22 protein-coding genes are annotated in these 26,987 nt (G+C 48.6%); 15 read left to right on the top strand and 7 right to left on the bottom strand.

The annotated features are described in order from the left end of the window. The first annotated feature begins 8 nt into the window (after window positions 1-8). Window positions 9-1,055 (top strand): RNA ligase family protein, encoded by a 1,047-nt coding sequence (locus FHW36_RS18570; RefSeq protein ID WP_145671070.1) that lies wholly within the window; start codon window positions 9-11, stop codon window positions 1,053-1,055. 39 nt (window positions 1,056-1,094) lie between these two features. Here the strand turns inward: FHW36_RS18570 and FHW36_RS18565 are convergent, their stop codons facing one another. The 3 genes from FHW36_RS18565 to FHW36_RS18555 all read right to left on the bottom strand — a co-directional run bounded on the left by FHW36_RS18565 (window position 1,095) and on the right by FHW36_RS18555 (window position 6,032). Continuing rightward, window positions 1,095-3,527, bottom strand: a complete 2,433-nt coding sequence (locus FHW36_RS18565) for an ABC transporter permease (protein WP_145671069.1) — start codon at window positions 3,525-3,527, stop codon at window positions 1,095-1,097. Window positions 3,528-3,721: 194 nt separating this feature from the next. Further along, window positions 3,722-4,159: a GNAT family N-acetyltransferase gene (locus tag FHW36_RS18560; RefSeq protein ID WP_145671068.1), complete on the bottom strand. Its 438-nt coding sequence runs from the start codon at window positions 4,157-4,159 to the stop codon at window positions 3,722-3,724. Window positions 4,160-4,172: 13 nt separating this feature from the next. Then, window positions 4,173-6,032 (bottom strand): sensor histidine kinase, encoded by a 1,860-nt coding sequence (locus FHW36_RS18555; protein ID WP_145671067.1) that lies wholly within the window; start codon window positions 6,030-6,032, stop codon window positions 4,173-4,175. A 172-nt stretch (window positions 6,033-6,204) separates the two neighbouring features. Between FHW36_RS18555 and FHW36_RS18550 the strand changes: the two genes are divergently transcribed. The 13 genes from FHW36_RS18550 to FHW36_RS18490 all read left to right on the top strand — a co-directional run bounded on the left by FHW36_RS18550 (window position 6,205) and on the right by FHW36_RS18490 (window position 20,013). Beyond that, complete coding sequence (locus tag FHW36_RS18550) at window positions 6,205-6,765, top strand: sigma-70 family RNA polymerase sigma factor (protein WP_145671066.1); 561 nt, start codon at window positions 6,205-6,207, stop codon at window positions 6,763-6,765. An 88-nt stretch (window positions 6,766-6,853) separates the two neighbouring features. After that, on the top strand, window positions 6,854-8,005 hold the full coding sequence (locus FHW36_RS18545; protein ID WP_145671065.1) for a FecR family protein: 1,152 nt from the start codon (window positions 6,854-6,856) through the stop codon (window positions 8,003-8,005). A 281-nt stretch (window positions 8,006-8,286) separates the two neighbouring features. Next, the gene (locus FHW36_RS18540) at window positions 8,287-11,820 is read left to right on the top strand and encodes a TonB-dependent receptor (RefSeq protein WP_246121185.1); all 3,534 of its coding nucleotides are present in this window, start codon (window positions 8,287-8,289) and stop codon (window positions 11,818-11,820) included. Between the two features lie 17 nt (window positions 11,821-11,837). Next, complete coding sequence (locus tag FHW36_RS18535; protein ID WP_145671064.1) at window positions 11,838-13,256, top strand: RagB/SusD family nutrient uptake outer membrane protein; 1,419 nt, start codon at window positions 11,838-11,840, stop codon at window positions 13,254-13,256. A 22-nt stretch (window positions 13,257-13,278) separates the two neighbouring features. Next, window positions 13,279-14,361, top strand: coding sequence for a TlpA disulfide reductase family protein (locus tag FHW36_RS18530; protein WP_222429117.1), 1,083 nt, complete (start codon window positions 13,279-13,281; stop codon window positions 14,359-14,361). 22 nt (window positions 14,362-14,383) lie between these two features. Further along, window positions 14,384-15,592, top strand: coding sequence for a TlpA disulfide reductase family protein (locus FHW36_RS18525; RefSeq protein ID WP_145671063.1), 1,209 nt, complete (start codon window positions 14,384-14,386; stop codon window positions 15,590-15,592). A 127-nt stretch (window positions 15,593-15,719) separates the two neighbouring features. Further along, a complete protein-coding gene (locus FHW36_RS18520) occupies window positions 15,720-16,061 on the top strand; it encodes a hypothetical protein (protein WP_145671062.1) in 342 nt (113 codons plus the stop codon). 41 nt (window positions 16,062-16,102) lie between these two features. Further along, window positions 16,103-17,176, top strand: coding sequence for an NHL repeat-containing protein (locus FHW36_RS18515; protein WP_145671061.1), 1,074 nt, complete (start codon window positions 16,103-16,105; stop codon window positions 17,174-17,176). Window positions 17,177-17,379: 203 nt separating this feature from the next. After that, window positions 17,380-18,117, top strand: a complete 738-nt coding sequence (locus FHW36_RS18510; RefSeq protein ID WP_145671060.1) for a hypothetical protein — start codon at window positions 17,380-17,382, stop codon at window positions 18,115-18,117. 24 nt (window positions 18,118-18,141) lie between these two features. Beyond that, the gene (locus FHW36_RS18505; protein WP_145671059.1) at window positions 18,142-18,483 is read left to right on the top strand and encodes a hypothetical protein; all 342 of its coding nucleotides are present in this window, start codon (window positions 18,142-18,144) and stop codon (window positions 18,481-18,483) included. A 1-nt stretch (window position 18,484) separates the two neighbouring features. Beyond that, window positions 18,485-18,844, top strand: a complete 360-nt coding sequence (locus FHW36_RS18500; RefSeq protein WP_145671058.1) for a hypothetical protein — start codon at window positions 18,485-18,487, stop codon at window positions 18,842-18,844. A 13-nt stretch (window positions 18,845-18,857) separates the two neighbouring features. Next, window positions 18,858-19,370 (top strand): HAD family hydrolase, encoded by a 513-nt coding sequence (locus FHW36_RS18495; protein WP_145671057.1) that lies wholly within the window; start codon window positions 18,858-18,860, stop codon window positions 19,368-19,370. A 202-nt stretch (window positions 19,371-19,572) separates the two neighbouring features. Continuing rightward, a complete protein-coding gene (locus FHW36_RS18490; RefSeq protein ID WP_186452513.1) occupies window positions 19,573-20,013 on the top strand; it encodes a VOC family protein in 441 nt (146 codons plus the stop codon). 4 nt (window positions 20,014-20,017) lie between these two features. Here FHW36_RS18490 and FHW36_RS18485 read toward each other — a convergent pair whose 3' ends face one another. Next, the gene (locus tag FHW36_RS18485) at window positions 20,018-22,207 is read right to left on the bottom strand and encodes an alpha-galactosidase (protein ID WP_145671055.1); all 2,190 of its coding nucleotides are present in this window, start codon (window positions 22,205-22,207) and stop codon (window positions 20,018-20,020) included. A 205-nt stretch (window positions 22,208-22,412) separates the two neighbouring features. On the opposite strand from FHW36_RS18485, the gene FHW36_RS18480 reads away from it, so the two are divergent. Next, the gene (locus FHW36_RS18480; RefSeq protein ID WP_145671054.1) at window positions 22,413-22,850 is read left to right on the top strand and encodes an SRPBCC family protein; all 438 of its coding nucleotides are present in this window, start codon (window positions 22,413-22,415) and stop codon (window positions 22,848-22,850) included. 72 nt (window positions 22,851-22,922) lie between these two features. Here FHW36_RS18480 and FHW36_RS18475 read toward each other — a convergent pair whose 3' ends face one another. The 3 genes from FHW36_RS18475 to FHW36_RS18465 form a co-directional block, all read right to left on the bottom strand. Further along, window positions 22,923-24,263 carry an ankyrin repeat domain-containing protein gene (locus FHW36_RS18475; RefSeq protein WP_145671053.1) on the bottom strand — a complete coding sequence of 447 codons (1,341 nt, stop codon included), beginning with the start codon at window positions 24,261-24,263 and terminating at the stop codon, window positions 22,923-22,925. 4 nt (window positions 24,264-24,267) lie between these two features. Then, window positions 24,268-25,455 (bottom strand): ankyrin repeat domain-containing protein, encoded by a 1,188-nt coding sequence (locus FHW36_RS18470; RefSeq protein WP_186452512.1) that lies wholly within the window; start codon window positions 25,453-25,455, stop codon window positions 24,268-24,270. A 228-nt stretch (window positions 25,456-25,683) separates the two neighbouring features. Further along, window positions 25,684-26,928: an amidohydrolase family protein gene (locus FHW36_RS18465; RefSeq protein WP_145671051.1), complete on the bottom strand. Its 1,245-nt coding sequence runs from the start codon at window positions 26,926-26,928 to the stop codon at window positions 25,684-25,686. Window positions 26,929-26,987 lie beyond the last annotated feature (59 nt).

The raw sequence follows: 26,987 nt of genomic DNA, 5'->3' as shown, positions 1-26,987 counted from the left end.
CCAGCGAGATGAGAACAACCGATATGAATCCGAATACTGAATATGAGAAAATGCCCAAAAATCTGAAAAGCCTTCACCTCTCAGAAAAAGCACAACAGGAGCTGAATAAATTAAAATGGGTAGTCACCGAAAAAATACATGGCGCCAATTTCAGCTTTGTATATGAGGACCGCCGGTTGTTATATGCCAAGCGAAAAGATTACCTGAAGTGGACCGACGATTTTTTTGGTTTCCAGGCCGTTGCTGCCGAAATGGAAGACCGGGTACTGGCCCTGTTTGAGCAGCTGAAGCAGGATAGGCCGGCCTACCGATATATCTTGTATGGTGAATTGTTTGGAGGAAAATACCCTCACCCGGAGGTGGCGCCTGATCCGGACGTACAGGCTATTCAAACCGGGGTGTACTATAGTCCGGCGATACGTTTCTGCGCCTTCGATATTGCACTGGAAACAGCCGAAACGGACGGGAAGGCCTACCTCGATTATGAGGTGGCCCTGGCCTATTTTGAGCGCTTTGGCATCTTCCACGCCAGGGTATTATTCGCCGGTAAAATAAACGAAGTACTCAACTTTAATATGCGGATCGACTCCACCATTCCCCGGCAGTTGCAGTTGCCGGAGCTAAGCCCCAACCTGATGGAGGGCGTAGTGATCAAGCCTTTGCGTCATACGGATATCATGCCCCCCGGCGTTCGTCCAATTGTTAAGCTTAAGAACCCGGAGTTCGACGAAGAAAAGAAGTTTCACGAAGCAGAGAAGTGGTCCTTTATCCCGGGCGTCAGCTCCCGGTCAGAAGAGCTGTCGTTCCTGGTAACCGAAATGGCTGCCTATATTACGAAAAACAGGCTGAACAGCGCTGTGTCGAAAACCGGTCGCCTCGATTTTACCAATGCGCAACGTGTGAGCGAGATCCGCCGGGAGTTCCTGGACGATATCTTCGCCGATTTCAACATCGATCATAACAACCTCCTGACCGACCTGGAGGCGGATAAAGTGCAGTGGTTGCGCGATAGGATAGATGCCCGCATTATTGAGTTTATGGTAGGCATGGCCTGACCCGCTCAATTGCCGGAATAACTATCCCGGCTATACGTATTATTCCGTTTTGAGCGCCTTCACAGGGTTCATCAAAGCCGCTTTGATGGATTGGAAAGAAACGGTGAAAAGGGCGATGAACAGGGCGATCAGTCCGGCAATTACAAACAGCGACCAATTGATATCGGTTTGGTAAGCAAAATTTTCCAGCCAGCGGTGCATGCCATACCATACCAGTGGGATAGCCAGGATAATGGCGATCAGCACCAGTTTCAGGAAATCTTTCGATAACAGTATCACCACGTTTTGTACGCTGGCGCCCAATATTTTCCGTATACCAATTTCTTTGGTACGTTGCTCCGCCGTAAAGGCCGATAGCCCTAATAACCCAAGACAGGCTACTATCACCGCCAATATAGAAAAGGTAGTAATAATGCTGCCGGTGCGTTGTACATCGGCATACATCCTGGCAAAGTTTTCATCCAGGAAGGTATAACGGATAGGCTGATGCGGCGCAAATGCTTTCCATACGCCGGTGATAGCGGCAATCAATTTGGGAAAGTCGGCGGTACTGGTTTTTACGGCTACAATATCGGGGCTGTTACCCAGTCTCAGGCAAAGTGGACCAATGGTTTGTTTCATGGATTCGAAATGGAAGTTCTCCATTACGCCAATGATCGTATAGGTGGTCCAGGCATTAGACACGCGTTTGCCGATCGGATCTTTGAGCGATAGTTTTTTAGCCATCTCCTGGTTGATCACCACGGCCTGGGAGTCGGTAGGCATGGTAGCAGAGAAATTGCGCCCCGCGATTATTTTCATGCCCAGCGTTTTCACATAGTCCTGGTCTACTATCCATATTTGCGTAGACAGTCCACTTTCCAGCTCCCGTTTACCTTCATTCCAAAATCCATTCTGATCGCGGCGGGTACCTTCTACTGGCAGGTAACCACTTACGGTGGCATTGCTTACACCTGGTACCTGCAACAGGGCTTTCCTGAACTCGGGTGCCTGTTCTTTCAGGGTACTGGCGCCCTGTATCACCATGACCTGTTCCTTGTCAAATCCCAGCTTCTTATGCAGCATATATCCCATTTGCCGGTAAATGATCATTGTTGCAATAATGAGCACTACGGAGGCGGTGAATTGAAATACCACCAAGCCGCTGCGTACCGCTGCACTTTTACTGCCGGCCATCATCGTGCCTTTGAGTACTGATACTGGCTGGAAAGCCGACAGGTAGAAGGCCGGGTACAGCCCGGCTACTATCCCGGTGAAAATGGCTGCCAGGAACATCCCTGGGGCAAACCACCAGGCCTGCCAGGGAATACTGAGCGATTTGTCTGCCATGGTATTGAAAAAAGGCAGTAGTACCCAGGCGAGTGCTATACCGAGCAAAAAAGAAAGCAAACTATATAGCAGGGATTCACTGAGAAATTGATATACGAGGCCGGTACGTTGTGCGCCAATGGCCTTCCGGAGCCCTACTTCCTTGGCTCTGCCGGCGGAGCGGGCGGTGGCCAGGTTGATGAAGTTGATACAGGCAATCAGCAGGATAAAGCCCGCCACGGCGCCAAAGAGCCATACGAGGCGTATATCGCCGTGGTGGAGGCCATCGTCAACGCCCTCTGATCTGAGGTGGATGTCCCGCAGCGGCTGCAGAACAAGCGCTGCATTTTTTGCCAGGGTGGCGGCATCTACATCACCTACTTCTTTCATCGCAGGAATAAAGTAATGCTCGATAATGCCGGTGGTTATCTTTTTTTCAAGCGCGCTGTAATCTGTACCTGGCCGCAGTTTTACATAAGTTGTATAATTGGAGGCGCGCCAGAAGGTTTGTTCTCCCGGCCAGAATTCAACACCAGCGAGGGTAATCAGGAAATTATGGCGGAAGTGGGTAGTAGCAGGGAAGTCTTCAATGACACCGGATACCCGGTAAGGCTTGTCTATCTTGTTGTTAAGTACCAGTAGCTTGCCCACAGGGTTTTCTCCCGGGAAATACTTTTCTGCCCTGCTCTGGGTAATAACGATGGTATTAGGGGCGGTGAGTGCCTGTGAGGCATCGCCGTAAACGAAATGCGGCTGTAAGATATTGAGCAGTGACTGGTCGGCATATACCAGCCCTTCTTCATAATTGTTTTCTGTCTGGTCGGAGCGCCGTACCTGGCTGTTGCCGCCATCACCCCAGCCAGGGCTGTCGAGGTATCGTCCGGCCTTTTCTACTTCGGGGTAATCTTTTTCAACGGTGTTGGCCAGCGGCGCAGGCCAGGCGGTACCTTTGTTTAATTTACCGTTGTCGTTATAAGTACCTAATATGCGGTAGACCTGGTGGCCCCCCGGAATCTGCCGGTCGTAGCTCACTTCGTCTATGATGTATAAGAAAATCAGTAAACAGGCGGCAATACCCAGGGCAAATCCACCAATTTTAATGGCGGCATACATTTTTTGCTTGGATAAATTCCGCCAGGCAATTTTAAAGTAGCTCTTTAACATCAGAATTGCTTTTCAGGTGCCGGGGCAAGAATATTGCCGGCCTTTCAAATGTAGGACTGTCAATGGTTTGGTGTTGATGATCATGCGGATTTTGTCCGCCAGCGAACGATTAAACGTCCGGAACCGGACATCCGGGGACTGGCCTGTTTGCATGCCGGTGGCAGAGCTGGTCGCTTAGTGCTATCAGCACATCATTACAGCCGCCGCCATTGATCAACCGTCATTTCAAACTTGATTTCACCTTTTCCATGCAGGCCTATTTCCTTCCAGCCGGCTTTCCGGTAAAAGGATGCTGCCCGGGTACCCGGTGCAGTACCCAGCCACAGCGGGGTATCAGTTTGGGTAAAATACCAGTCCAGCATCACATCATGCAGTTGCCTGCCGAGGCCCCGCTGATCGAATTCCGGGTGAACAAATAGCGCCCACACATTATGATCCTGCAAATCGACAATGGAAAATCCTACTACCTGTCGGCCAATTTCACATACCCAGCCTTTGCCCCGGGTAAACAGGAAGGTTTCGCAGTCCTGGTCGGTAACCAGTTTTGGATTCGATAGCATATTTTCTTTCACGGCGTTTCTCACCGTTTGTATTTGGGGGATGTCGTGGTGTCTGGCTTCTCTGATGATCATAGGAGTAAATATTTTAGGTTGTTGGGAGTGCCACAAAAAAGGTAGTCCCATAGCCTGGCTGGCTTTCATACCAGATACGGCCCTTGTGTGCTTCTACGATTTGTTTGGAGATGGCCAGCCCCAATCCAAAGGAGTGTTCCCCTGCGGTGCCTTTTCTCCGGGTGGTGGTAAACATTTGGAATATTTTGTCGTGCATGTTATCCGGAATGCCTATGCCATTGTCTTTTACGGTAATCACCACTTCTCCGGATTTTTCTTCCATCTGTACGAAAATATCGGCGCCGTCGGGACTGAATTTAATAGCGTTGGTAATAAGGTTGCTCATCACCCGCCATATTTTTTCGCGGTTGATGGGTAGCGTTACACGTGGCGCGCCGAGGTGGATGTGTTGTTTTTTATTTTCCGCCTTGAACTGTAATAAGTCCACACAGTAGCGCAGCATATCGTATATATCTGCTTTCTCTTTTTTTAATTCTTCGGAGCGGCTGTGCATCATTAAAAGGTTGTCTACCATTTCCATGGAATGTTCGCCGGAAGTTTTGATGAGGTCCAACATTATCTGGTTATCGGGCGACTGCGCCCCTTCTTCCAGCAGCATGGTGGCGATGGTGGTCATGGCGCCCACCGGGTTACGGAGGTCGTGCGCCACTACTTTCATGATCCTTGTATTGTCTTCCTGGCTTTGTTCCAGGGCCGTGAGCGTCGTTTGCAGGTCATTGTTCTGCTCCATTATTTTTTTGTTGAGCTGGTTGGATACCCGGTATTGCCGGTAGATAAAAATGGCCAGTAATGCGCAGGCAATGCATATACTGATCAACAACCAAATTTTTGACTGCTTATTGTGATTGCTAACGGCCAGCAGCTTATTGGCTTCTTCTATATTGTTATACTTCACATAGTCGCCGATAAAGTTTTTCAGGTTAGCATTTTCTTTTGTGAGGGCGTTTTCGAGCAGCTCCTGGGCGCGGCTGATATTGGCCGGGTTACCGGTACGTTTGGCAGCCGCCAGTATTGGGGTTGCGCCAGATACCATCATAGTGGTATAACCTGATTTTTGAACAACTTCATAGGCCTGATAATAATATTTGAGCGCGCTGTCAGGGGCGCTTTGTTCATAATAGCTGCCGATGCCGGCTAACGCATTTATCTCAAATACTTCGTTGTTCAGTTGCCTGGATTTGTCCAGGCATTCTTTCAGGAGTGGCAACGCCTCCTTGCTGCCCTGGCCAGTCAGGACATCGGCTTGCATTTGCATGATCAAGACTGAAATCCAGTCGAGCTTATACCGGAGGGCAATGGCCCGGGATTTGTCCAGGTAATAGTGAATGCTATCGGTGCTTAGTGAGGGGACGCAGATACAGTAATTAGCGAATAAAATGCTCATAATACTGTCCTGTTTTAACTGGCTCCCCATCGCTATGGCCTGGTGGAAATAAGCCCTGGATTTGAGCGTGTCTACCTGTGCATATACCAAGGCCGTGTTCATGAGCATTTGCACTATATTGGCGGTATCACGCATTCGCTGATAGTTTGCCAGTGCACTACTATATAAGCTTAACGCTTCCCTGATGAGTCCCCGGTAGGAAAACGCAATAGCGATAACATTGTCCGCATCTGTTTCCCCTTTTAAATAATGCATTTGCTGAGACAGGGCTTTGGCTTTAAGTCCAAAATAAAAACAACTATCCACATTTTTAGCCTGGTAAAGTAATCCTACGCGGTTCATCGCATCAATGAGGGCAATGCTGTCTTTAATATAAGGTAGTTGCGCCCGCTCCTTCCACATTTGCGCAGATTGAGCAGTTGCATCGTTTATGATAAAGAAAAATAATAATGCCCATAAAAGGCGGGGGCCTGGTTTGGGTATACTCATATCGGTATATATAGGTACTTACAATTTACACTTTTTTGAGCGATAGTGCTGCACTTTTGTGCGGCGCAATCTATGCCGGCAATGTATCGGCGCTGACGGGTATAACTTTCATAAATAAGTCTTTATCTTGTTTGACTTTTTATGCCATTAATGTAATAGATTTATAGGTGAGATGATGACTGATTACTCCCATTTTGCTGATGAAGAGCTGGTTCAGATGATGGGTAAAGATGATCACAACGCCTTTACCGCTATATATTACCGCTATTGGAAGCGGTTGTACGTGCTGGCATATGATCGCTTACGCTCCCGTGAACTGGCTGAAGACGTGGTACAGGACGTACTTACCGGCCTGTGGCAACGGAGAGGGCATACGATTATCCGGTCTTTACCGGCCTACCTGGCTACCGCCAGCCGCTACGCGGTGTTTACACAACTATCGAAATTGATACCGGTAACGCCGGTGGAAGCCTTGCCCGAAGCAGTGCAGGCCGTAACCGACGATGCGGCCACCATCCATTTCCTGCAACAATCTATGCAGGAGCAGCTGAAACAATTACCCGAAAAATGCCGGATCGTTTTTGAATATAGCCGGGAAAAGGGGATGAGCAATAAAGAAATTGCCGCCGAACTACAGATCTCTGAGAAAGCGGTGGAAAAGCATATCACCAAAGCCTTACAGCGTTTACGCGTACAATTCCGGAACTATTTTCACACCCTGGTACTGTGGTAGCGGAAAAAAATTTTTTTCCGGAGAGGTAGGGTAGGGCATCCATTTTCCTACTCTACTTATATAACACCTTATTAAATCATGACTGTGGATGGAAACTAATGAGCTGGCCATACTATCGGAGAAGTACCTTGCGGGGAAAGCCAGTGAGGAAGAAACGACCCGGTTGTTACAATGGTACAATGCCTACGACGAGGCGGCTTTAACTGTGCATATGGCGGCCGCAGTAGGCGAAACGGAAGCATCGCTGGAACAGCGCATGCAGGCCCGTTTACTGGCGGCAACCCTGCCGCCGGAAAGCCAGCCCCGTTTGCGCCCGGTGTTTTACAAAAGCTGGAGAGTGGCCGCGGCAGTGGTTTTATTACTGGGAGCAGGTATCACCTATTATGTCTCTACCAGTAAACCTAAAAACAGCATGGCTGCCAAAGCTTTGCCTATCGCCCCCGGGGGCGATAAAGCTACGCTCACCCTGTCCGACGGTTCGGTAGTGGACCTGGATACCACAGGCAGCGGATGGGCCACTATACAAGGAAGCAGCAAGGTACAGAAAAGCGGCAAAGGGGAAATTGTTTACCAGCATGGCGGGCCAGCGGCGGAATCTGTCAGCAACAACGTACTACGCACACCCCGGGGTGGACAGTTTAAAATCAAGCTGCCCGATGGTACGGATGCCTGGCTGAATGCTTCCTCTTCTATCAGCTACCCTACGGCGTTTGCCGGTAAGGAAAGGGCGGTGACCGTTACCGGGGAAGTATACTTTGAAGTGGCGGCCAACGCGCATCAGCCCTTTTCGGTAAGGGTCAACAATATGGAAATACTGGTACTGGGTACACATTTTAATGTGAATGCCTACCCGGACGAAAGTACCATGAATACCACTTTGCTGGAAGGCGCAGTGCTGGTAAGAGCCGGCAGCCAGTATAAACAGCTGGACCCCGGTCAGCAAGCCAGGGTGATGCCCGGTAAAGAGGAAATCGCCTTTGTGAAAAAAGCAGATGTGAATAATGTGATGGCCTGGAAGAATGGTTACTTTTCATTCGATGATGCAGATATACCTACCGTAATGCGGCAATTGTCGAGGTGGTATAATATAGAAGTGAGCTATGCCGGCAAAATACCGGAAGAGAAGTTTACAGGGGAGATTGGCAGAAGTCTGACACAGGAACAACTACTGAAAATACTGGCGCAGGCAAAGATTCAGTTTAAAGTGGAAGAGGGGAGAAAGCTTATCATTTATCCATAATCAAAAACCAATCACCAACCATTGCTGATACCACCAATATCAGCCACCATGATGCCAGGCACCACCAACGCCTGCATCGATAGCTATCCTGTCAATTTTCGTGTTATGAACGATAATAGTCCACCGGACAGGGGCTAGTTATGTTCATCCATAAAAAAAACCTGGTGTCAAGATTGGCGTCCGCACCAGGTTTTAGTAATGGTTAACTCATTCAGGAAAACGATTCTACTGCTCAAAAAAGCGGTTAGAAGCATTTTGTCAACCAAAAACCAATCTAAGGTATGAAAATTAATGTTGTTCGCAGCGGGCATCGCAACGACCCGTCTTTCAGCAACGAGTATTCCCATCAACCAGGGAACGATTATGTCACCAAAATCTGGAGAGCAATGAGATTGACCGCCCTCTTTTTAACGGTACTGGCCCTGCACGTTTGTGCCAAGGGATTATCACAAACGGTCAGTGTGTCCTGCAAGGATATGCCTTTACAGCAGGTATTCAGTATTATTAAACAACAAACCGGCTTCGTATTTTTTTATCGCAGTAAAGACCTGTCGGATATCACGCCAGTGTCGGCACAACTGAAAGAAGTACCCCTGAAAGTAGCCCTGGGAAAGCTGCTGCAGGATAAGCCATTGACTTTCGACATGGAAGGCAACACGATTGTTATTTCCCGCAAAACAGTGGCGCCGGAAATAACGGCGGCCGAGCCGGTTCCCCCGCAGGAAGTGGAAGGGAAAATAGTCGACGCCAAAGGGACGCCCGTTCCGGGTGTTTCTGTGCGCGTAAAAGGCAGCAACACGGCTGCTATTACCGATGCTACAGGGCATTTCCGCCTGAAAGAAGTAACCAGGAATGCCACCCTGTTGGTGTCCTGCGTAGGCTTCGAATCACAAACCTTCAGCCTGGGAGGCAGGGTTCAGCTGGAAATAGAACTGAAAGCTAAAGTCGACGATCTCAATCAGTATGTGGTAGTAGGTTATGGTAGCACCAAACGGAAGGACCTGACCGGCTCCGTGGCCTCTGTCAACGTAGAAGAGGTAAAGAACGTTCCTTTCGCCAGCATCGACCAGGCACTGGCCGGTAAAGCCGCTGGTGTACAGGTAGTACAGGCCGACGGCTCCCCTGGTGGTGTGGCTAAAATCCGCATCCGTGGCGGTACTTCCCTGCTGGGCGGTAACGATCCTTTATACATCATCGATGGAGTACAGGTAACGATACAAAACCGGTATCTCCAGAACCAGGCAGAAGTGGTAAACCCGGTAGAAGGCGGTGGTAGCGATGACCGGAATGATGGTGTTTCCGGCTCTTTCTCCCGTGGACTGAACAGCCTCGCCGGTCTCAACATCAACGACATCGAAAGCATCGATATCCTCAAAGACGCTTCTGCCACGGCTATTTACGGTTCCAAGGCGGCCAACGGCGTAGTGATCATCACAACAAAAAAAGGGAAGCTGAATCAGAAGCCTGTGCTGGAAGCCAACTACTACGCAGGCGTAAGTGCTCCCATCAAAGAGAAACTCCTGAACGCCAGCCAGTACCTGAGCCTGATCAGGGAAGCGGCAAAGAACCTGAACGATGCCAAAGCGCAGGCCGGTGAAAATCCGGATCCCAAGGCAACCGCCATCCTCACAGATCCCAGCTTCCTGGGCACTGCCAATACCGACTGGCTCAAGCTGGTATTACGCAATGGCGTTTCTCACAATGCAGATATCTCTGTACGAGGCGGTGGCGCCGGATCCAGGTACTATACCTCTCTCGCCTATACGAAACAGGATGGGGTATTAAAAGGTACTGACTTCTCCCGTATCTCCGGTAAAATAAGCCTGGATAATGAAATTACCCAGCGCTTTAGGATAATTACCAACCTGGATTACGGGTTCACTAAAAATAATATCACCAACGGGATCTATACGCAGGCGCTGTTTGCACCGCCTACCTTACCAGCTTATAATCCTGATGGCAGCATTTACCAGTTCAAGGGATCACAGGTGGGTGCGTACGATTACCAGGGCTTTCAAAACCCGCTGGTATTGCTGGACGGTATCAACCAGGGTAAAACAGCGTCCCTCATAGGGTCGCTGAGTGGCGACTATAATATCCTGAAAGACCTGAAATTCAGAAGTACCCTGTCTGTCAACTATAATAATTATCACCAGCTGAACTATGTGCCCAGTACTGCGGTAATTGCCTCGCCGGATGGCACCAGCAGCTCCAATGGCGGCACCGGTTCACAGGCGCAGACAGAAGACGTGAACCTGTTTTTCGAAAATACCCTTACCTGGGATAAACAGTTTAATAAGAATAACCGCATCAACCTCCTGGGGGGTACTTCCTGGCAGAAATACCGTTTCAACTCTTTTTCCGCGTCAGGACAAGGGTTCCCGGATGATAAATTTCTCAATAATCTTTCTTCAGCCGCTGTTACACTCCCTTCTACGGGCATTTCCGGCCAAAACTCGCTGCTGAGCTTTTATGTGCGCGCCAATTATGCGCTGAAAGAAAAATACCTCTTTACCTTTACCGGTCGCTCTGATGCTTCTTCCAAATTTCCCGAACATAACCGCGTAGGTTATTTCCCTTCGGGTGGTATTGCCTGGCGTATTTCCCAGGAACCTTTTATGGAGCATGTAAACTGGGTAAGTGAATTGAAATTGAGAGCCAGTGCGGGCTACACGGGTACGCAGAACTTCGGCGATAATTTATACTATACCCTGTACACGCCTGGTTCCTATGGCGGCACCAATGCGCTGATCCCTACACAACTGGGAAATAGCCGGCTCAAGTGGGAATCTACATTACAGAAAGACCTGGGGCTGGACTTTGAATTATTTAATTCCCGCCTGCGTGGGGTGATAGGTTATTATGAGAAGCATACCTCAGGGCTGCTGCTGCCTACCACGCTGGCGCCAAGCTCTTCCTATGGCAGTGTGGTGGCCAACATTGCTAATATCACTAACAAGGGCCTGGAAATAGATTTACGGACAGATATCATCAAGCATAAATCTTTCCAGTGGACTGCCGCCATTAACATGTCGGGCAACCGTTCTAAGGTAACGGATATCGATAAGGATTTCTCTGATCCCAATGATATCAATGCTTTTTCCATGGGAAATAGTATTGTACGAAAAAATGAACCACTCGGGCTCTTCTATGGTAAGCAATTCGAAGGTCTCATTCGTACAAAGGAGCAGTTAGATACCTATAAAAAATCATTTCCTTACTATAAGTATTTCACTCCCTACCTGGGCATAGGCGATCCGATGTATAAATTAGACAGCACCGGGTTCCCGGGACAGTATGTGATCGGGCATGCGCAGCCCAAGTTCTTTGGCGGGTTTACCAACACATTTACTTACAAGCACTTTAGCCTCATCACATTGCTCACCTTCTCTTATGGCGGCCAAATGCTGTACCTGGCTGATATCCAGTATAAGAGCTTCCAGGAATACACCAATAAAGGCACGCGCATCCTGGGCAGATGGACGCCGGAAAATCCAAATTCCGACCGCCCCCGGCTGATGCTGGCACAAAATGGATATAATTATAATTCCAGCGCGGAAGTGTTTGATGGCTCTTATCTCAAATTAAAATCCATCACGCTCAGTTACCAGCTACCGGCGAAAGTAGCTGCCAGAATGCATATCCGGGATGCTTCCATGTATATGTCGGCTACCAACCTGTTTACCATCACCAAATATCCGGGACCAGATCCGGAAGTGAGTAACAATCCTTACAGCTTAATTAATGGCAGTAATGATGTGAGCACTTATCCGACCGTGAAGCAATATAACCTGGGTATTCGTTTTGGATTTTAAACTATCAAACAGATTTTATGAAAAGTATCATATATACCATGCTGGGCGGCTTGCTGCTAACAACCGCATCTTGCAAGAAAGAGTTGGGAAAGCTACCGGAAAATGCCAAAGTAGATGGCAACACCATCATCGATCAACGTACGTCTGAAATAGCACTCAACGGCGCCTACTATCGTTTTGCCGCAGTTAACAGCGACAATGTGACCAAATGGATGGAACACGAAGTAACGCCCGGAATCTTTGCCGGTTACCTGGGATATGGATATGGCGCTGACCCCGGAGAAATAAATGATATGGCGAATTCCAGTTTTAACAGCAGTTACTGGACTTCTGCCTATAATATTATCAATGCGGCCAATGGTATCATCAAAGGGGTGACTGCCCTGGATGATAAAGCATTTACGGGCAGCCGCAAAGCGGAAATTCTTGCGGAAGCCAGGTTCCTGCGGGCTTATGCCAACTTTAAATTACTGAGTTTTTACGGGCAATGGTTCAACCTTGGCAGTCCCTATGGCTTGTTGCTGCGCGATGAATTTGTGACGGTGGACAAAATTTCCAAAGCACGCAGCGCTGTGAAAGACAGCTACACGGCTATCCTGACTGATGTGGATGACGCCATTACGCACGGTCCGGACGACAGACCGAATTTCTACGCTACCCGCTGGGCAGCCATGGCATTGAAAATGCGGGTGCTGATGAGCCATGCGCAACCAGAGGATTATCCTAATGTAATTGCATTGGCCGACAGCATCATCAACAAGAATAAATACTCCCTGGAACCTATGACCAAGGATATCTTTTTAACCAAAGGATTAGGTAGCAGCGAAGTAATACTGGGAGTGAAACCTCAGCAAAACCAGGAAAGCTTTTACTATACTTTAAGTAATCAATACTGGCCGGGCGCTTCCGGATTGTATGTTGCCAAAACGGCATTAAAAGACCTGTTGAACGGCGATCCGAGACAGCCCTGGATGGTAGGTACGGCCAATCGCTATTCACCCGGCACCTTTTTCTTTACTAAATACAAACAGCAGGGATCCACTACCACCGTGGTATCAGAAACAGCCTATGCGTTCCGCTTAACAGAAGTATACCTGTTAAAAGCAGAAGCGCTGGTACGCTCCGGAGGTAGTGCCGCCGCCGTACGTACTATCCTGAAAACGGTGATGGGACATGCTGGTGTTACCGACTTTACGGCGATTGATAACGCCAGCGACACGAACGAATTGCTGAAGCAGATTTACCTGGAAATTTCCCGTAACCTGGTCGGAGAAGATGGCCAGGAATGGATCGCCTTACTTCGCCTGCCGGTAGCATTAACTAAACAATTGCGTCCTACGCTTACCGATCAGATCCGGTATATCATGCCTATTCCACATGAAGAATTCCTGTATAACCCAGCCATTGGCGACCAAAACCCTGGCTACCAAAAATAAGTACTGACTTTAAATTTTATTTATGAAGATGCATTCCAATCAACTACTCATGGGACTGACGCTGCTGGCAGCCTGCACCCAGCCTAAACCCAGGGCCAGCATCACCGCTGATATAACGGGATTGAAAGATTCGGTGGTGTATATATCCGTACCCGTAGCCGATTCCAGTAAAACTGATACCGTACCGGCAAAGGACGGCCACTTTACCTGGACCGGCGATATCGTAGAGCCCCAGAAAATATACATCGGTACCCATACCCGTTATATAGAGCTGTTCATGGAAAATGCTGCGGTACAGGTAAAAGGGAACATCGATTCGGTGGACCAGCTGAAGATCACCGGCTCTGCTACCCAAACGGCCTATGAAGCCTACCAGAAATCTATTGAAGACATTACCAGCCAGGAAAATGGTTTGTATGGAAAATACCAGGAAGTAAAAGGCAACGATACAGCCTTGGCGGCCCTGGAAGCTAAGCTGGAAGTGCTGCGGGAGCAAAGACATGATCGGACTAAGGCTTACATCATTGCCCATCCCGGAAGCCCCGTAAGCGTAAGCATGATTGCAGATATGGCGGTTATCGGGGAATATGCGCCCTTAGATAGCCTGTATCGTAAGCTTACACCGGAAGCGCAACAAACAGCAGCAGGTAAGAGACTGGCCAGCCGATTAGCTGTGCTGAAGAGAAGCGCGATTGGCCAGCCCTTGATCGACTTTACCCAGGCCGATGTAAATGGTAAACCGGTACGCCTGTCCGATTACAAGGGTAAATATGTGCTGCTCGATTTCTGGGCCAGCTGGTGCGGTCCTTGCCGCGCGGAAAACCCGAACGTACTGAAAGCCTACAACCAGTTCAAAGATAAAAACTTCACCGTTGTGGGCGTATCGCTCGATGATAAAGCCGACAAGTGGAAAGAGGCCATTGAAAAAGATGGTATGCCCTGGATGCAGGTATCCGACCTGAAAGGCTTCCGCAATGAAGTGGCCCAGCAATACGGCATACAGGCCATTCCTTTTTCTTTCCTGATAGATCCACAGGGAATCATCATTGCCAAAGAACTGAGAGGCGCTGCTTTACACGCCAGGCTCGCAGAAATCCTGAAATAGTATACCCACAAAAAACAATATCATGAAATACATTTTCACCGCGCTCCCCCTGGTATTACTTTACTTACAGGGACAGGCGCAGGAACAACAGCCTTTCACACTGAAAGGCAATATCAAAGGACTACCAAACCGGTATGTATATTTAAGTTACGCCACCGGTGGTATGTCGTACAAAACGGATAGTGCCCTTTCCAAAGACGGTAAATTCACTTTCACTGGTAAGCTGGTGCAACCAGTAGAAGGACGGATGTACCTCGACAAAAAAGCAGCCATGTATGGCGAAGGGGATATGACCAATTTCTTTATGGAGTCCACCACCATGCAGTTAACGTCCACCAGCGGAAAATTAAAAGGCGCTAAGTTAACCGGCTCCAAAACTCAGCTGGAGCAGGATAAGCTGAATGCGTTGCACGCGCCGGTAATGGCTAAGCTCAAGCCCTTATCCGACGCTTACAATAAAGGCAACAAAGAGTATAGTGCCGGTATGCGCGGCAAAAAATCTGAAGAGGCCCTGAAGCCGCTGAAGGAGGAGCTGGACGCGATAAAAGAAAAAATGGAACCCTACTACGAGGAGATGGAAAAGATCGATAAATCTTTTATCGATCAGTACCCCGATTCGTATGTATCTGCGCAAATTCTCCGTTACCGCGTGAGTAGTATGCCGCTGCAGGAAGGCGAAGCCGCTTACGCTAAAATGTCGCCTGCTATGCAACAGAGTATGCATGGTCTCGAGATTCGCAAAGAGCTGGATGGCCTGAAGGCCGGCTCTCCCGGCAGTAGTGCTCATGCATTCACCAAAACAGACATAGAAGGGAAAACGCTCAGCCTGGCCGATTTTAAAGGTAAATACGTGATGCTGGATTTCTGGGCCAGCTGGTGCGGTCCCTGTCGTAAAGGTAATCCTCATCTGAAAGAGCTGTATGCAAAATACCAATCCAAAGGTTTTGAAATCATTGGCATTTCTGATGATGACAGTAACCATGAAGCCTGGAAAAAGGCCGTGAACCAGGATGGCATTGGCATCTGGCGTCATGTACTCCGTGGGCTCGACTGGTCCAAGCGCGAAAAGAACCTGCCTAATCCCGAAGATGTGAGCGATTACTATGGCATTCATTCCCTGCCCACCAAAATCCTGATCGATCCCAACGGGGTGATCATTGGCCGCTACGGCGGTGGGGGCGAAGACGACGAAGCGATGAATAAAAAGCTGAAAGAAATATTCGGCGCATAAGTGGATAGATAGATGATGACCATCATCCCCGTGGTGACTTCACCACGGGGATTTTTTTATATATCATGGCTGTTTTTTGCAGAAAATAGTATGTTTGCGGGATCAATAACGTTAACCCATATCCGACATGGCATATACTATTCCCAAAAAGGACGTCATCCGATACGGCCCGGAAGCTTTAAAAACATTCCATCTTACTATTTACGAATGGATCGATAATCTGCATTTCGTCATGGACCCGAGGCAGTTCCTGGAAAATGCGGAAGAATATATTGCCATGGCTAAAGAGCGTTTTCTCCAGGCCAGCTGGGAGGGCGACGGCGACATTGGGTTGATCTGGATACCACCTTTTATGCTGCAACAATACGCTAACCAGGATGCAGCATGCGGGGTAGTGGTATGGCATGTAAAACAGGTGGAAGATGGTATCTCCTGGTTATTATCTCCCATAAAACTTCCTTTTGAATAAGGCAGCTATTATTTTTGAACCTACTGTAGCAAAAGATATTTATGGCTTTTCAGGAAATACAACTACCCGTTCAATATGAGTTCGGACATGCTACCCTGAAAGTAAGGGGATGTGCTATACACAAAGATTTTATCCTCCTCTGTTTTAAAGACAGTCCAATGCTGGCCAGAACCAACCCTCACCTGCAACTGGAATGGATAAAAGATCTGGGCGTGGATGCCGGCGGGTATGTATCGCCCCGCGTCGATATCAGTCCGGATGGAAAATTATTCAGCATCACCCAGGTTGACAGGCTACGAATCTTTGATGAAAACGGTGAGCAGCAATTTCATTTTGAACACCCGGCCTGGGAGGCTTTCAATGGTGCCAACTGCTTTTTTACGCCCGACAATCAGCGCCTGTTGTTGCTGTTTCCCGGAACGGATTGCGATCACCTATCGGTGTTAGATCTTAACTCCCGGGAGATTGAAATGACCACGCCCGTAACCGATCATCAATATTGTGCTTATACGCTTAGCGCTGTACCCGGCAGCGATAAAATTATGCTGGAAGCGGCGGCGGGGCAGGATGACTGCCGGTTGTCGCTGGTAACGCTGTCGGAGGATAGCCTCACGATCGAAGGCATTACGGAATGCCAGGACCGGGTAATGGGCACGTTTGCACCTGATGGAAATGCCTTTGTCACCGGGCCGCATTATGAGGAAGGTATCGAGGTTTTTTCTTTCCCGGGGTTAGTCAAGCTCAATGACATTTCCCAGGAGGATATTTTCCGGGACCGGAATGAATACGTATCGGAGGAACCAGACAGCTTGAACTATTATGTGTTTTTCCTGGACCAGCAGCACCTAATCGCACTAACCCGCTTTGGCCGTCTCTTGCTGATCAACCGGAGCTCCGGCGACTGCATCGGGGAGCTGTGCCCGGAACATTTCAGCATGACGGGCTACGATGAGGGAGGAGACCCTACCACAGATCCCGGCAAGATGGTCGATTACAGCAACGACTTGGGGGATGTGCGGTTGGCAGCGCCCAACCGTTTACTGATCCACCATAAAACCGGCCGCCTGTATATGTATTCCCTGGCGCCGGTGTTAACCTGGCTACAAACGCAGTAATGTCCGCCGGTGGCGGCTTTTGTATAAGGGCTGTAGATGTCTGCCTGTTTTTTTGTAGATCATATGTAGATGCCCGAAATTAGCAGGATAAACAGATTCGCTGTAGTTTTGAGCCACTTTATTAGCCATAACCCAATAACCCGGTAGCTAATAAATATTAATCTTTTAATCATATAAATAACGATAAAGCCTAAATATTAATCATGTACATTGTTTACGAAGTCCGTACCCAGGAACACAAAACCGTAGCACACCCTGAAGTAACCTGTCCCCTTTGTCAGCAGCAAGGCGGTGTACATATCGCCATCCGCCAGCGATACATATGGTGGTTTGGTCCTATGTGTCCGACCCCCAAATTTGGCATTGCCTGGTGCGAACGTTGCGACCAGAAGATCCCTAATGTAAAATGGAGCAAGCCCCTGGAACAGGCGTACCGGAATGATAAATCATCCGTGAAAACGCCCCTGCGTTTGTGGAGAGGGATGCTGGTCATCGGTGGATTGTTTGCCACCTTAAGCGTAGTAGCGATGGTAAAAACGAAAATGCGTGCTGTAGATACGAGCGCACAAACCGAATACTTTGCGCATCCGCAGGTAGGGGATATCTACTATGCCCATACCGGTGGGGAGCTGAAAGTGGAGGGCAACAGTGCCAGCTCCGTTAACCAGGTATATGCCCTGTTTAAAGTAGTGAAGGTAGATGGCGACAGCGTATTTGTAGTACAAGGTAATGGAAGTCGCGTAAGTACCGCAGGTAACATCATCAATGAATACACGTCCGGCTTTTGGGACGGCATTGAAAAAGAAACGACGGCTTATTCTGCAACTCCTGTTATTATTTCGCATCAGAGTATGACCCAGTACCGGTTTTTTACGCCGCTGCCAAGGCTGAAAGATGCCACGCCCGGGGGAATTACGCAGATTAAACGTCCCGGGAAATAATGTCTATCTACAAAACTCATTGTCATGGAACAGGAAAACCCTTCGGAAAAGAAAATAAAATGGACTAATCCTCACCGGGATAGTGACTACGAATATGTAAACCGCTCTTCTAAGAGTCCCTGGCCCGGCAGCATTATGTTTACCGCATTCGGACTGGGAGCCATTTACCTGGGCTGGAACAGGTACAACGAGTTGCTAGTATGGCAAACCAGCGGCACTACCATCCGCATGCGCTCCCTGGAAAAGCTCTGCTACGACCTGGCCGGGATCTGGCTGTTCCCATTAATACTGGTACTGTTTGGCCTGTTCTTCCTGACAGCAGCGGTCCTCAATTTTCGCCGGATTCAAAAATTAAAGAAATCGTAAGATGGTCATTAGAAACGTAACAGAAAAAGAACCGGTTAACCAGGTAAAGGTAACCATCCCCCCGTGCCAGAAATGCAAGGGCACAGAGGGTACCCTCTATATCGACTATTTCATCAGTTACCAGAAAATACTGGGTATCAATATCCTGTCCTCGCATAGTAAGAAAGCGACGGTGCATTGCGATGCCTGTGGCTACTATGTCAAGCGGGGGGCCTGGTCGCCCGGGCTGAAAGCCCTGGAGCAATCGGAGCTGGCAAAAGTAAAGATCTCATTTTGGAAACGATATGGAGGCTGGATATTGATACTCCTGGTCATAGTGGCCATTGACGCCTATTACAGGATTAAAGCTCATTTTCATTAAAACTATATTTTCTATGGATAGTAAGTCAATCGTTATTCAGAGAATAGAGAAGAAGTTGGCTGCTTCGAAAAGGACCATTAAAGTATGGGTACCGGTATGCCTGGTAGCCGGGCTGGCATTTGGCATCTGGGGGTATCAGCAAATGACGGCGTCCGGCCCCAGCTGGATATTCGGCGTGGGCGTTGCACTGATCGTCATCGCCATGGCTTTGCTGTACGATGGTCTGACAAACCGGAAAGATAAATTCTTGCTGGAATACGCGAAAAATCAACCTGCTAAGATCGTATGGATCTACCACCACATATTGCGAATGAACGGCGTACCGCAGGAAAGCATGATGATAGGAGATGACGAAGGCAACATCTTTAAGATGCCCATCGTCCGGAAACGGGGGCAGGAAGATGAGTTGATGAACGCATTGGTGAATACCTTTCCGCAGGCAGTGATAGGATTTTCGCACGACTTGAAAAAATTGTATGCCCGCAACCCTAAACAATTCAGGGAACAGGTAATGCAACAGCAGTAAAAACAGACAGGGGTTTCACTAAGTATAAAAGCCTTCCAATGATGACATTGGGGGGCTTTTTTTTGTCGGATTTATACAAACGCCCGTTTGTTGTGCCCCGTATTTTTGATGCATGAAATTCATTACACAATTATTCATCGGCAGCTGTATTGTAGTCACCCTGCATGCCTGCCATACAGTGAAGCAAACAAACCATACAAACATGGAACAAAGGATCAGTGTATTAACACTAGGTGCAGATGATTTATCTGTTATGCGGGCGTTTTATGAAGATAAGCTGGGCTGGAAGCCTGTAGCGCAAAACAAGGATATCGTCTTTTACCAGATGAACGGTTTCCTGTTTAGCTTGGCGAAGCGGCCTTTCCTGGCCGATTTTGTGGGCGTTTCACCAGAGGGCAGCGGTTTTCGTGCAGTGATAACCGGGTATAATGTAGCGTCGGAAGCAGAAGTGAGAGAGATATACGATCGCCTCAAAACCAAAGGGGTAAAGATCATAAAAGGCCCCACCGTTCCTTACTTTGGGGGATTATTTTTTTACTTCCAGGATGTAGAGGGCAATTTGCTGGAAGTAGCTTATAATCCGTTAATTCTGCTCAACGGTTGTCGGGACGCGGTGGGACATAAGTCGATTGAGCATCTTTGATCGCTCAAATCGCCGTCACCCTCAATACCACACTGGTTCTGCGCGCACTCACCTCAGGATTGAAACCAATGTTCATCAGGAAGTCACCGGAGTAGGTCTTCGTACTATCGATCGTAGATTTCGTACCCGGGTATACATTGATCTCTTCTATTTTATACTGCTTGTCCGGCGCCAGCCCTTTCATTTTGATGGGGAGGCCAATGGTGGTGGTATAGGTACTGGCCACGTAATAGTTGAATACAATGGCTTCGTCTTGGTGGCTGTTCACGTAAGCCATCGACGTCACTTTCTCCTTATACGGATCTTGCAGGCGGTATTGTTCGCCGTGCCAGATAATATCTTTAATGCTGTTGTAACATGTCACCGCTTGTTGCGCAAAGAGCAGGTCTTGTGGTGCCAGCTCATTGACCCGTACATCAAATCCCAGTTTACCCATCATGGCTACGTCTGTCCTGAATTTGATTGGTTGTTTACCCATATCGGTTACGTGGTTGTCGAGCGCGATGGCGGGGAAATAGTAGGAATATTCCCACTGGATAAAGATCCGGTCAAAGGCGTTGGTGTTATCGCTGGGCCAGAATTCCGTGAAGTATTGCAGGGCGCCGTAGTCTACCCGGGAGCCGCCGCCGGCGCATAGCATCATGGGGGTGAGCGGATGTTTACGGCGTAGTCTTTCCAGGATGTTGTACCATCCTTGTACGTAGGCTACATAAAAATGATCCTGGTTATCGAGGTAGGGGGAGTGGGCGTTATAGATGAGGGAATTGCAGTCCCATTTAATAAACGCCAGTCCGGGTATTTCGTTGAAAAGCCCGTCCACTGTGTTGAAGATGAAATCCTGTACGGCGGGATTGGCCAGGTCCAGCACCAGCTGGTTGCGCATGTAGTATTCCTTTCTGCCTGGTTCCCGCACTACCCAGTCGGGGTGTTTTTCATACAGTTCGCTGCGGGGATTAACCATCTCCGGTTCTATCCAGATACCGAATTTTACGCCGTTGGCGGTAGCGTTGCGGGCCAGGGATACTAACCCGTTGGGCAGCTTTTGTTTGTTGGGCTGCCAGTCGCCCAGGCCGCCGTTGGCGTTGTTCCGGGGATATTTATTCCCAAACCAGCCGTCATCGAGGAGGAATACATCGACGCCTAATTTTTTAGTGTCCTGGATCAGGGCGTTGAGTTTAGCATCGTCGAAATCGAAGTAGGTAGTTTCCCAGTTGTTGAGCAGCGTGGATCTTTCTCCTTTGCCATCGGCCAACTGGTAGTTGCGCGCCCAACGCTGCAGGTGCTGGCTGGCGGCGCCTTTGCCCTGGTTGCTGTAGGTAAATATAAATTTCGGCGTTACAAAGGGAGTTCCCGGCGCGAGGATATAGTTGGACGCGAAGTTGTTGATGCCGGCGGTCACCCGCAGGTAGTATTCATCAAAGGTTTCGAAGTCTATCCTGAAATTACCGGTCCAGGCGAGGGTGCCTGCTATTACTTCGCCGGCATCTTCTGTAGCTGGTTGGTTGAGCGATACCATAAAGGAAGAAGATTGCAGGAGGTTGGTCCTTGTGCCTAGTTTGGCGTCCAGGGTTTTGATGCCATGCGTTAACGGTTCTTCTTCGGAAGCCATTTCCCGACCCCAGCCACTATGGTGACTCTTCAGGTAAAAGTTTTTGCCGGGCAATGTCAGGCTGGCGGAGGCGTATTTGTTCAGAACAATGTTACCCTTTTCACGGTGCGAAATGGCTGTCCACTGTTCTATAACATCTTCCTGGTAATAAGATTGGTAGTACAGGGCTACCTGCAAATGATACCGGCTGTCTTCCAGGTGGATGGTAGTCAGTGTGCGATTGTCATCGATCTTTTGAACAGTGTGGGAAACATAATGCAGCACGACCGATTTGTCGCCATTGGCATGGGTAACGGATAATGCCGGTTCCAGCAGTGTCAATGAACCCGCACTGGTATAAGCTTCCCTTTTGTTGTAAAGATCGTCGTTACCTGGCTTGAATTTATCCAGTCCACGGATTTGCTGGTAGTCGCCTGTATGTGATAACCGGGGGCCAAAATGCGTAAATATAAGTGCACTATCGGCATCGGTTTCCAGTATTAATGCAGTGCGATTGGTTTCAATGTTAATCATCGTTTGTGCAATGGCAGTGCTTTTTGAAAGGAGGATACCAACGGATAGTAAAAGAGCGAGTCTTGTATTCATGACGAGGACAAATATCTTGATAATGTATTTGAAGATTTGGGAGATAAATTTAAAAGAAATATTGTCGATTGTGTATTTATTTACAAGACTGATAAAGACATCTGGCCGGATGTCCCCCTTATAATGTCTTTTCTGCACCCTGTATGTCAACAGAAAGCCGCTTAACTTTGTTAGTATATTGTATCACCCACTAACAAATACAGTTATGAATAACCAGGATTTTACCACTACCATCGTAGTAAACAGCACGCCCGAAGCCGCCTACCAGGCCATCAACAATGTACGGGGATGGTGGTTGGGACAAATAGAAGGACCGACCGATCAACTCAACGATGAGTTCAGCTATCGCAATCATGGTATCCACTACAGCAAGCATCGCATCACGGAATTGTTACCAGGTAAAAAGGTAGCGTGGCTGACCACAGATAGCTCCCTGGAATTTGTGGAAGATAAAAACGAGTGGACCGGCACCAGCATTACTTTCGATATTGCAGGTGCAGGTAACCAAACGGAAATACGTTTTACGCATCACGGGCTCGTACCCAGCTGCCCATGCTTCGGCGCATGCTCCGGTGGTTGGACGCATTTTATCAACGGCAGCCTGCAAAGTTTTATTGACACGGGCAAAGGAAAGCCCATGTAATAGCAAAAAGGAAAGACGCCAGGAAGATGTATATCGCCTGGCGTCTTTCCTTTCTTATTTTCCGTTTGAAAATTATCCTTTCAATATCTTCGCTTTTTCTGCATCAAATTCCGCGGCAGATAAAATCCCCGCATCCAACAATTCTTTCAGGTCCAGCAAAGCCTGCTTCTTATCAGTAATGCTACTGCCACCTGCGGCAGCCGGTACTGGTGCTGTGTTTGGTACTGCTTTGGCTGATGTAGAATTATAACTGAGCAGCAGGGCGGCAATTTCATTATAACCTTTTATAGCAGCGTAATCAATGGCTTTTTGTTCTTTGGTATTTACCACAGATACGTCGGCGCCCTGTTCCAGCAGGTATTTGACAATATCTTTTTTCCCACCGGAGGCGGCGTAGTGAAGTGGTGTATTGCCCGATTCATCTTGTATATTGATGTTGGCGCCTTTTTCCAGCAGCAGTTTTACCATGCTCAGGTGGCCATTTTTGGCTGCCACATGTAAGAGGCTTTCACCGCCGTAACTATACGTGTGATGCAGGCTGAAAGCACTGTCCATCGATAGGTTGGAAGCACTTTCCACCCAGTCGAGGTAGCTGTTCATACTGGCTGTATCGGCCGATAGTGGCTGGCTGAAATTAACATCTATGCCTTTGTCGAGGAACAGGCTTACTATTTCCTTTTGGTTATTGGCACATGCATACCAGATGGGCGACAGTCCGTTCTTAGAGGTAATAAATATATCTGCGCCATGCTCTACCAGCAACTGTGTAAGGGCGCGGTTGGTATCATAGCAGGCAATCAGCAGGGGCGATTCGCCCGCATGATTGATATGATTTACGGCGGCATGATTGTCGAGCAGGCAGGTAACCATCACCGGGTTCTTAGCGCGAACCGCCACTATCAGCGGACTATCACCAGCTTTGTTGGTGGTGTTTACATTGGCGCCATGGTTAATCAGCGTTTGTACAATTTCTTTGTTACGCCAGGCGGCAGCAATCAGTAAAGGGGTTTCGGCCTGGTTGTTTTCCAGGTCTACATCCACGCCCTTTTCCAGTAAAGCATCCACTAATTCTTTTTGTCCGGTTTTGGCGGTAAGATGCAAGAGGCTATTCCCCTGCAAATCGTTGATGTTGGTCCGGGCGCCTTTTTCCAGCAGGTAAAGGGCCGCCTGTTTTTGTTTTTGCAAACAGGCAAAGTAGAAGGGCGTTTCCCCGTTATGATCTTCATAATCCAGGTCGGCACCGGCTTCCAGCAACAGCTTTACCATGTCCAGGTAGCCATGATGCGCAGTATAGTGAAGGGCTGTCCTGCCTTTTTCATCCGTGTAGGCAACATCTACTTCGTTGTTGGCCAGTAGTATCTCTGCTATCTTACGTTTGCCGCTTTCACAGGCAATAATAAATGACATGGACATAGTGTTATGCTTTATGTTTTAAGAGTAACTCCACTGCTTTGGCTTTCAGGTTATCCTGTGCGGCCAGGTCCATGGGAAGTTGATCAAGGTCGTTGGTAATATTGGGATCGGCGCCCTGCTCCAGTAATATTTTCACTTTCCGGTACAGCTGTTTGGCAGCTTCCTGGTCGTAGTTAACGTTATATGCGCAAACTTTATGCAGCAGCGTATTGCCCTGGTTATCCCGGCGATCGAGGGTTACGGTGCCGGCATCCAGTACCGCTTGCAGGGTGTCGGCCGGCTGTTCGGTGATCCAGTCCAGCGCCGCTTTGTCGGCGCCATAATAAGTAGATGTTTGATAAATATCAGCGCCATCCTGCAGCAATGCCTTCAGGAGTTCAACTTCCGACTCGCTTCCGCGGCGGCGCATGCGTACGGCGCCACCAAGAACGGTTTCCCCGTTTTTATTGACAATATCAAAATCAGGCGATGCATAGGCGGTCAGCTTACGATAGAGTTTCGTGTCACATACCTGGTGAACGATAGCGGCATAAAACACGGTTTCCCCGTCTTTGCCTGGTTGGTTGGGATCCGCACCATGTTGCAGCAACAGGTCAATATACTTCTCTTTCCTTTTCCCTACTGCCAGGTGCAGCGGCGTTTCCCGCACAATGTTGCCGGCATTGGGATCCAGGCCTTCCTGTATAAGATATTCCAGGTAGACTATGCCCGTATCTTCTTTAATACCAAATTCCTGTACGATTTTATAGAGATAATTTTCCTCGTAGTTGTTTTTGTACTGAAGATTACAACCCGCATCTACCAACGCTTTAATCACTTCTATCGGGGCAGAGAGATTGAACGCCAGTTCCAGCAGGGTTTTATCCTGTACGGCATCGTTGATATTATCCAGCCTGGAGAGAAAGGAAGACAGGAAGCTGAGTTCCTCAGGACTGTTGCCCAGGTAGCGGAACAGGCTTTCAAATACGCTGCCATCCAGCTTTTCATATTCGTATACATCGGTTTCAATGATGCGGTCTTTGATCATGGCATCGATAATGTCGAACGCTTTTAACCGGAACAAGGTATCCAGTATTTGTCTTTTGTCGTGAGCCAGGTCTTTCGGTAATTTCTCTCCGTCGGCTAGTTTTTGACGGACTTCTGCTACATTACCTCTTCTTAGCGCATCGATCAGCGCATTTGTTTCGTGCATAGTTTCCTGATTTTTTCGGGTCAATTTTTCTGTTTGAGATATGGATCTCCTGAAAGCATCTGCCTGAGTTAACAATAACAAACTTTGGCGGGCATAGCAGTCAATAGGATCAAACTTCCGATATTTCTCCCGAAAATTCAAGAAACCGTCAAAAAAAACGTATATCCGGATGAAAGCAGGCCTGTTTTCTCCGGAAAATAACAAGAAGATCATACACGGTTCTCTGGCTTAGGGAATGGTATCTGTATGGCTGTTATAGATAATTTTCCCGTTGCGGATCGTATACACTACGTCTGCAAAATGGCGAACGTCGTCGTGCGGATCGGCCTGTAATATGACAAGGTCGCCATCCATGCCCTTGGCAATACAGCCGCTATGTGCTTCCTGGCCAAATCTGCGTGCAGGCGCTATCGTTAGCGAGGCCAAAATCTGGTCAAAGTTCAGCCCGGCTGCTGCCAACAACATAAATTCTTCCGTGGTGCTATAGTCGGAGATATAGCCCACATCGGTGCCAAAGAGGATTTCGCCTCCTGCGGCAGCATAAGCCCGGAGCTGTTGGAGGGCGGTTGTTACCAGCGGATTATCCTGCCAGGGAATATGCTTTTTCTCCAGTTCCCATTTGTATAATTTAAGGGTCGGGATGAGGGCAATTTTATGCCGGAGCAGCAGTGCCACTTCTTCTTTATTCCAGTTGCGATAGCCATCGGGCGATACATGCGCCAGGATGTCTACGCCGCCGGCAATGGCAATAGTCAGGCCCGTATCTGCAGTGGGATGGGCAAAAACCGGCTTATGATACCGGTGGGCGGTGCGACTGGCGGCCTGTAATATGTCTACCGGCATCGGTACTACGCCATGTCCATCGGGAGACGCCGACCACAACTTGATACCATCGGCGCCGGCTTGTATCTGCTGCATCACAAACGCTTCCGCTTCTGCCGGGGTATTGATTTCCGGGAGCTTCAATGGTTGTATATAAAAAGGGCTTCCATGCGGAGGCACAAAAGGTACGCCTACCGTGAGTATCGCCGGACCCTTTACTTCCCCTGACGCGACCCTGGCCTTCAACGCCAGCAGGTTAGGATAGTCCAGGGCAGCCAGGTCAAATACATGGGTAAAACCATGACTGTTAATCATGTTATTCATATGCCGGGTTAACTCTGCCGCAGGCGCGTTGGCGGCATTGGCCCACTCAGGAGCAATAAAATGCACATGGCTGTTCCAGAATCCCGCCATCATCACTAATCCCTTGCAGTCCAGCACTTCCGCGAGTGCGGGTATCTTTACCGTTTTACTGTTTCCTATGGCCGTTATTTTCCCATCGGTAATGACCACGGTACTGTTTTCCACCGGTGTTTTTCGGGGAGAAGTGTAGATACGTGCGCCGGTCAGTGCCAGGCACGAATGAACGGGCGTTTGGGCATAACCGGCGCGACAAAGCAAGGATAGTAACAGCAGCAGATATGTTTTCATGATGCGGGTATTTCTACTATGAAAATAACGATTAATACAGGCATATCATCAAACTGGTA

The organism is Chitinophaga polysaccharea, from assembly GCF_007829335.1.
GTDB lineage: Bacteria > Bacteroidota > Bacteroidia > Chitinophagales > Chitinophagaceae > Chitinophaga > Chitinophaga polysaccharea_B.
This window is presented reverse-complemented; position numbering and strand designations above follow the sequence as displayed.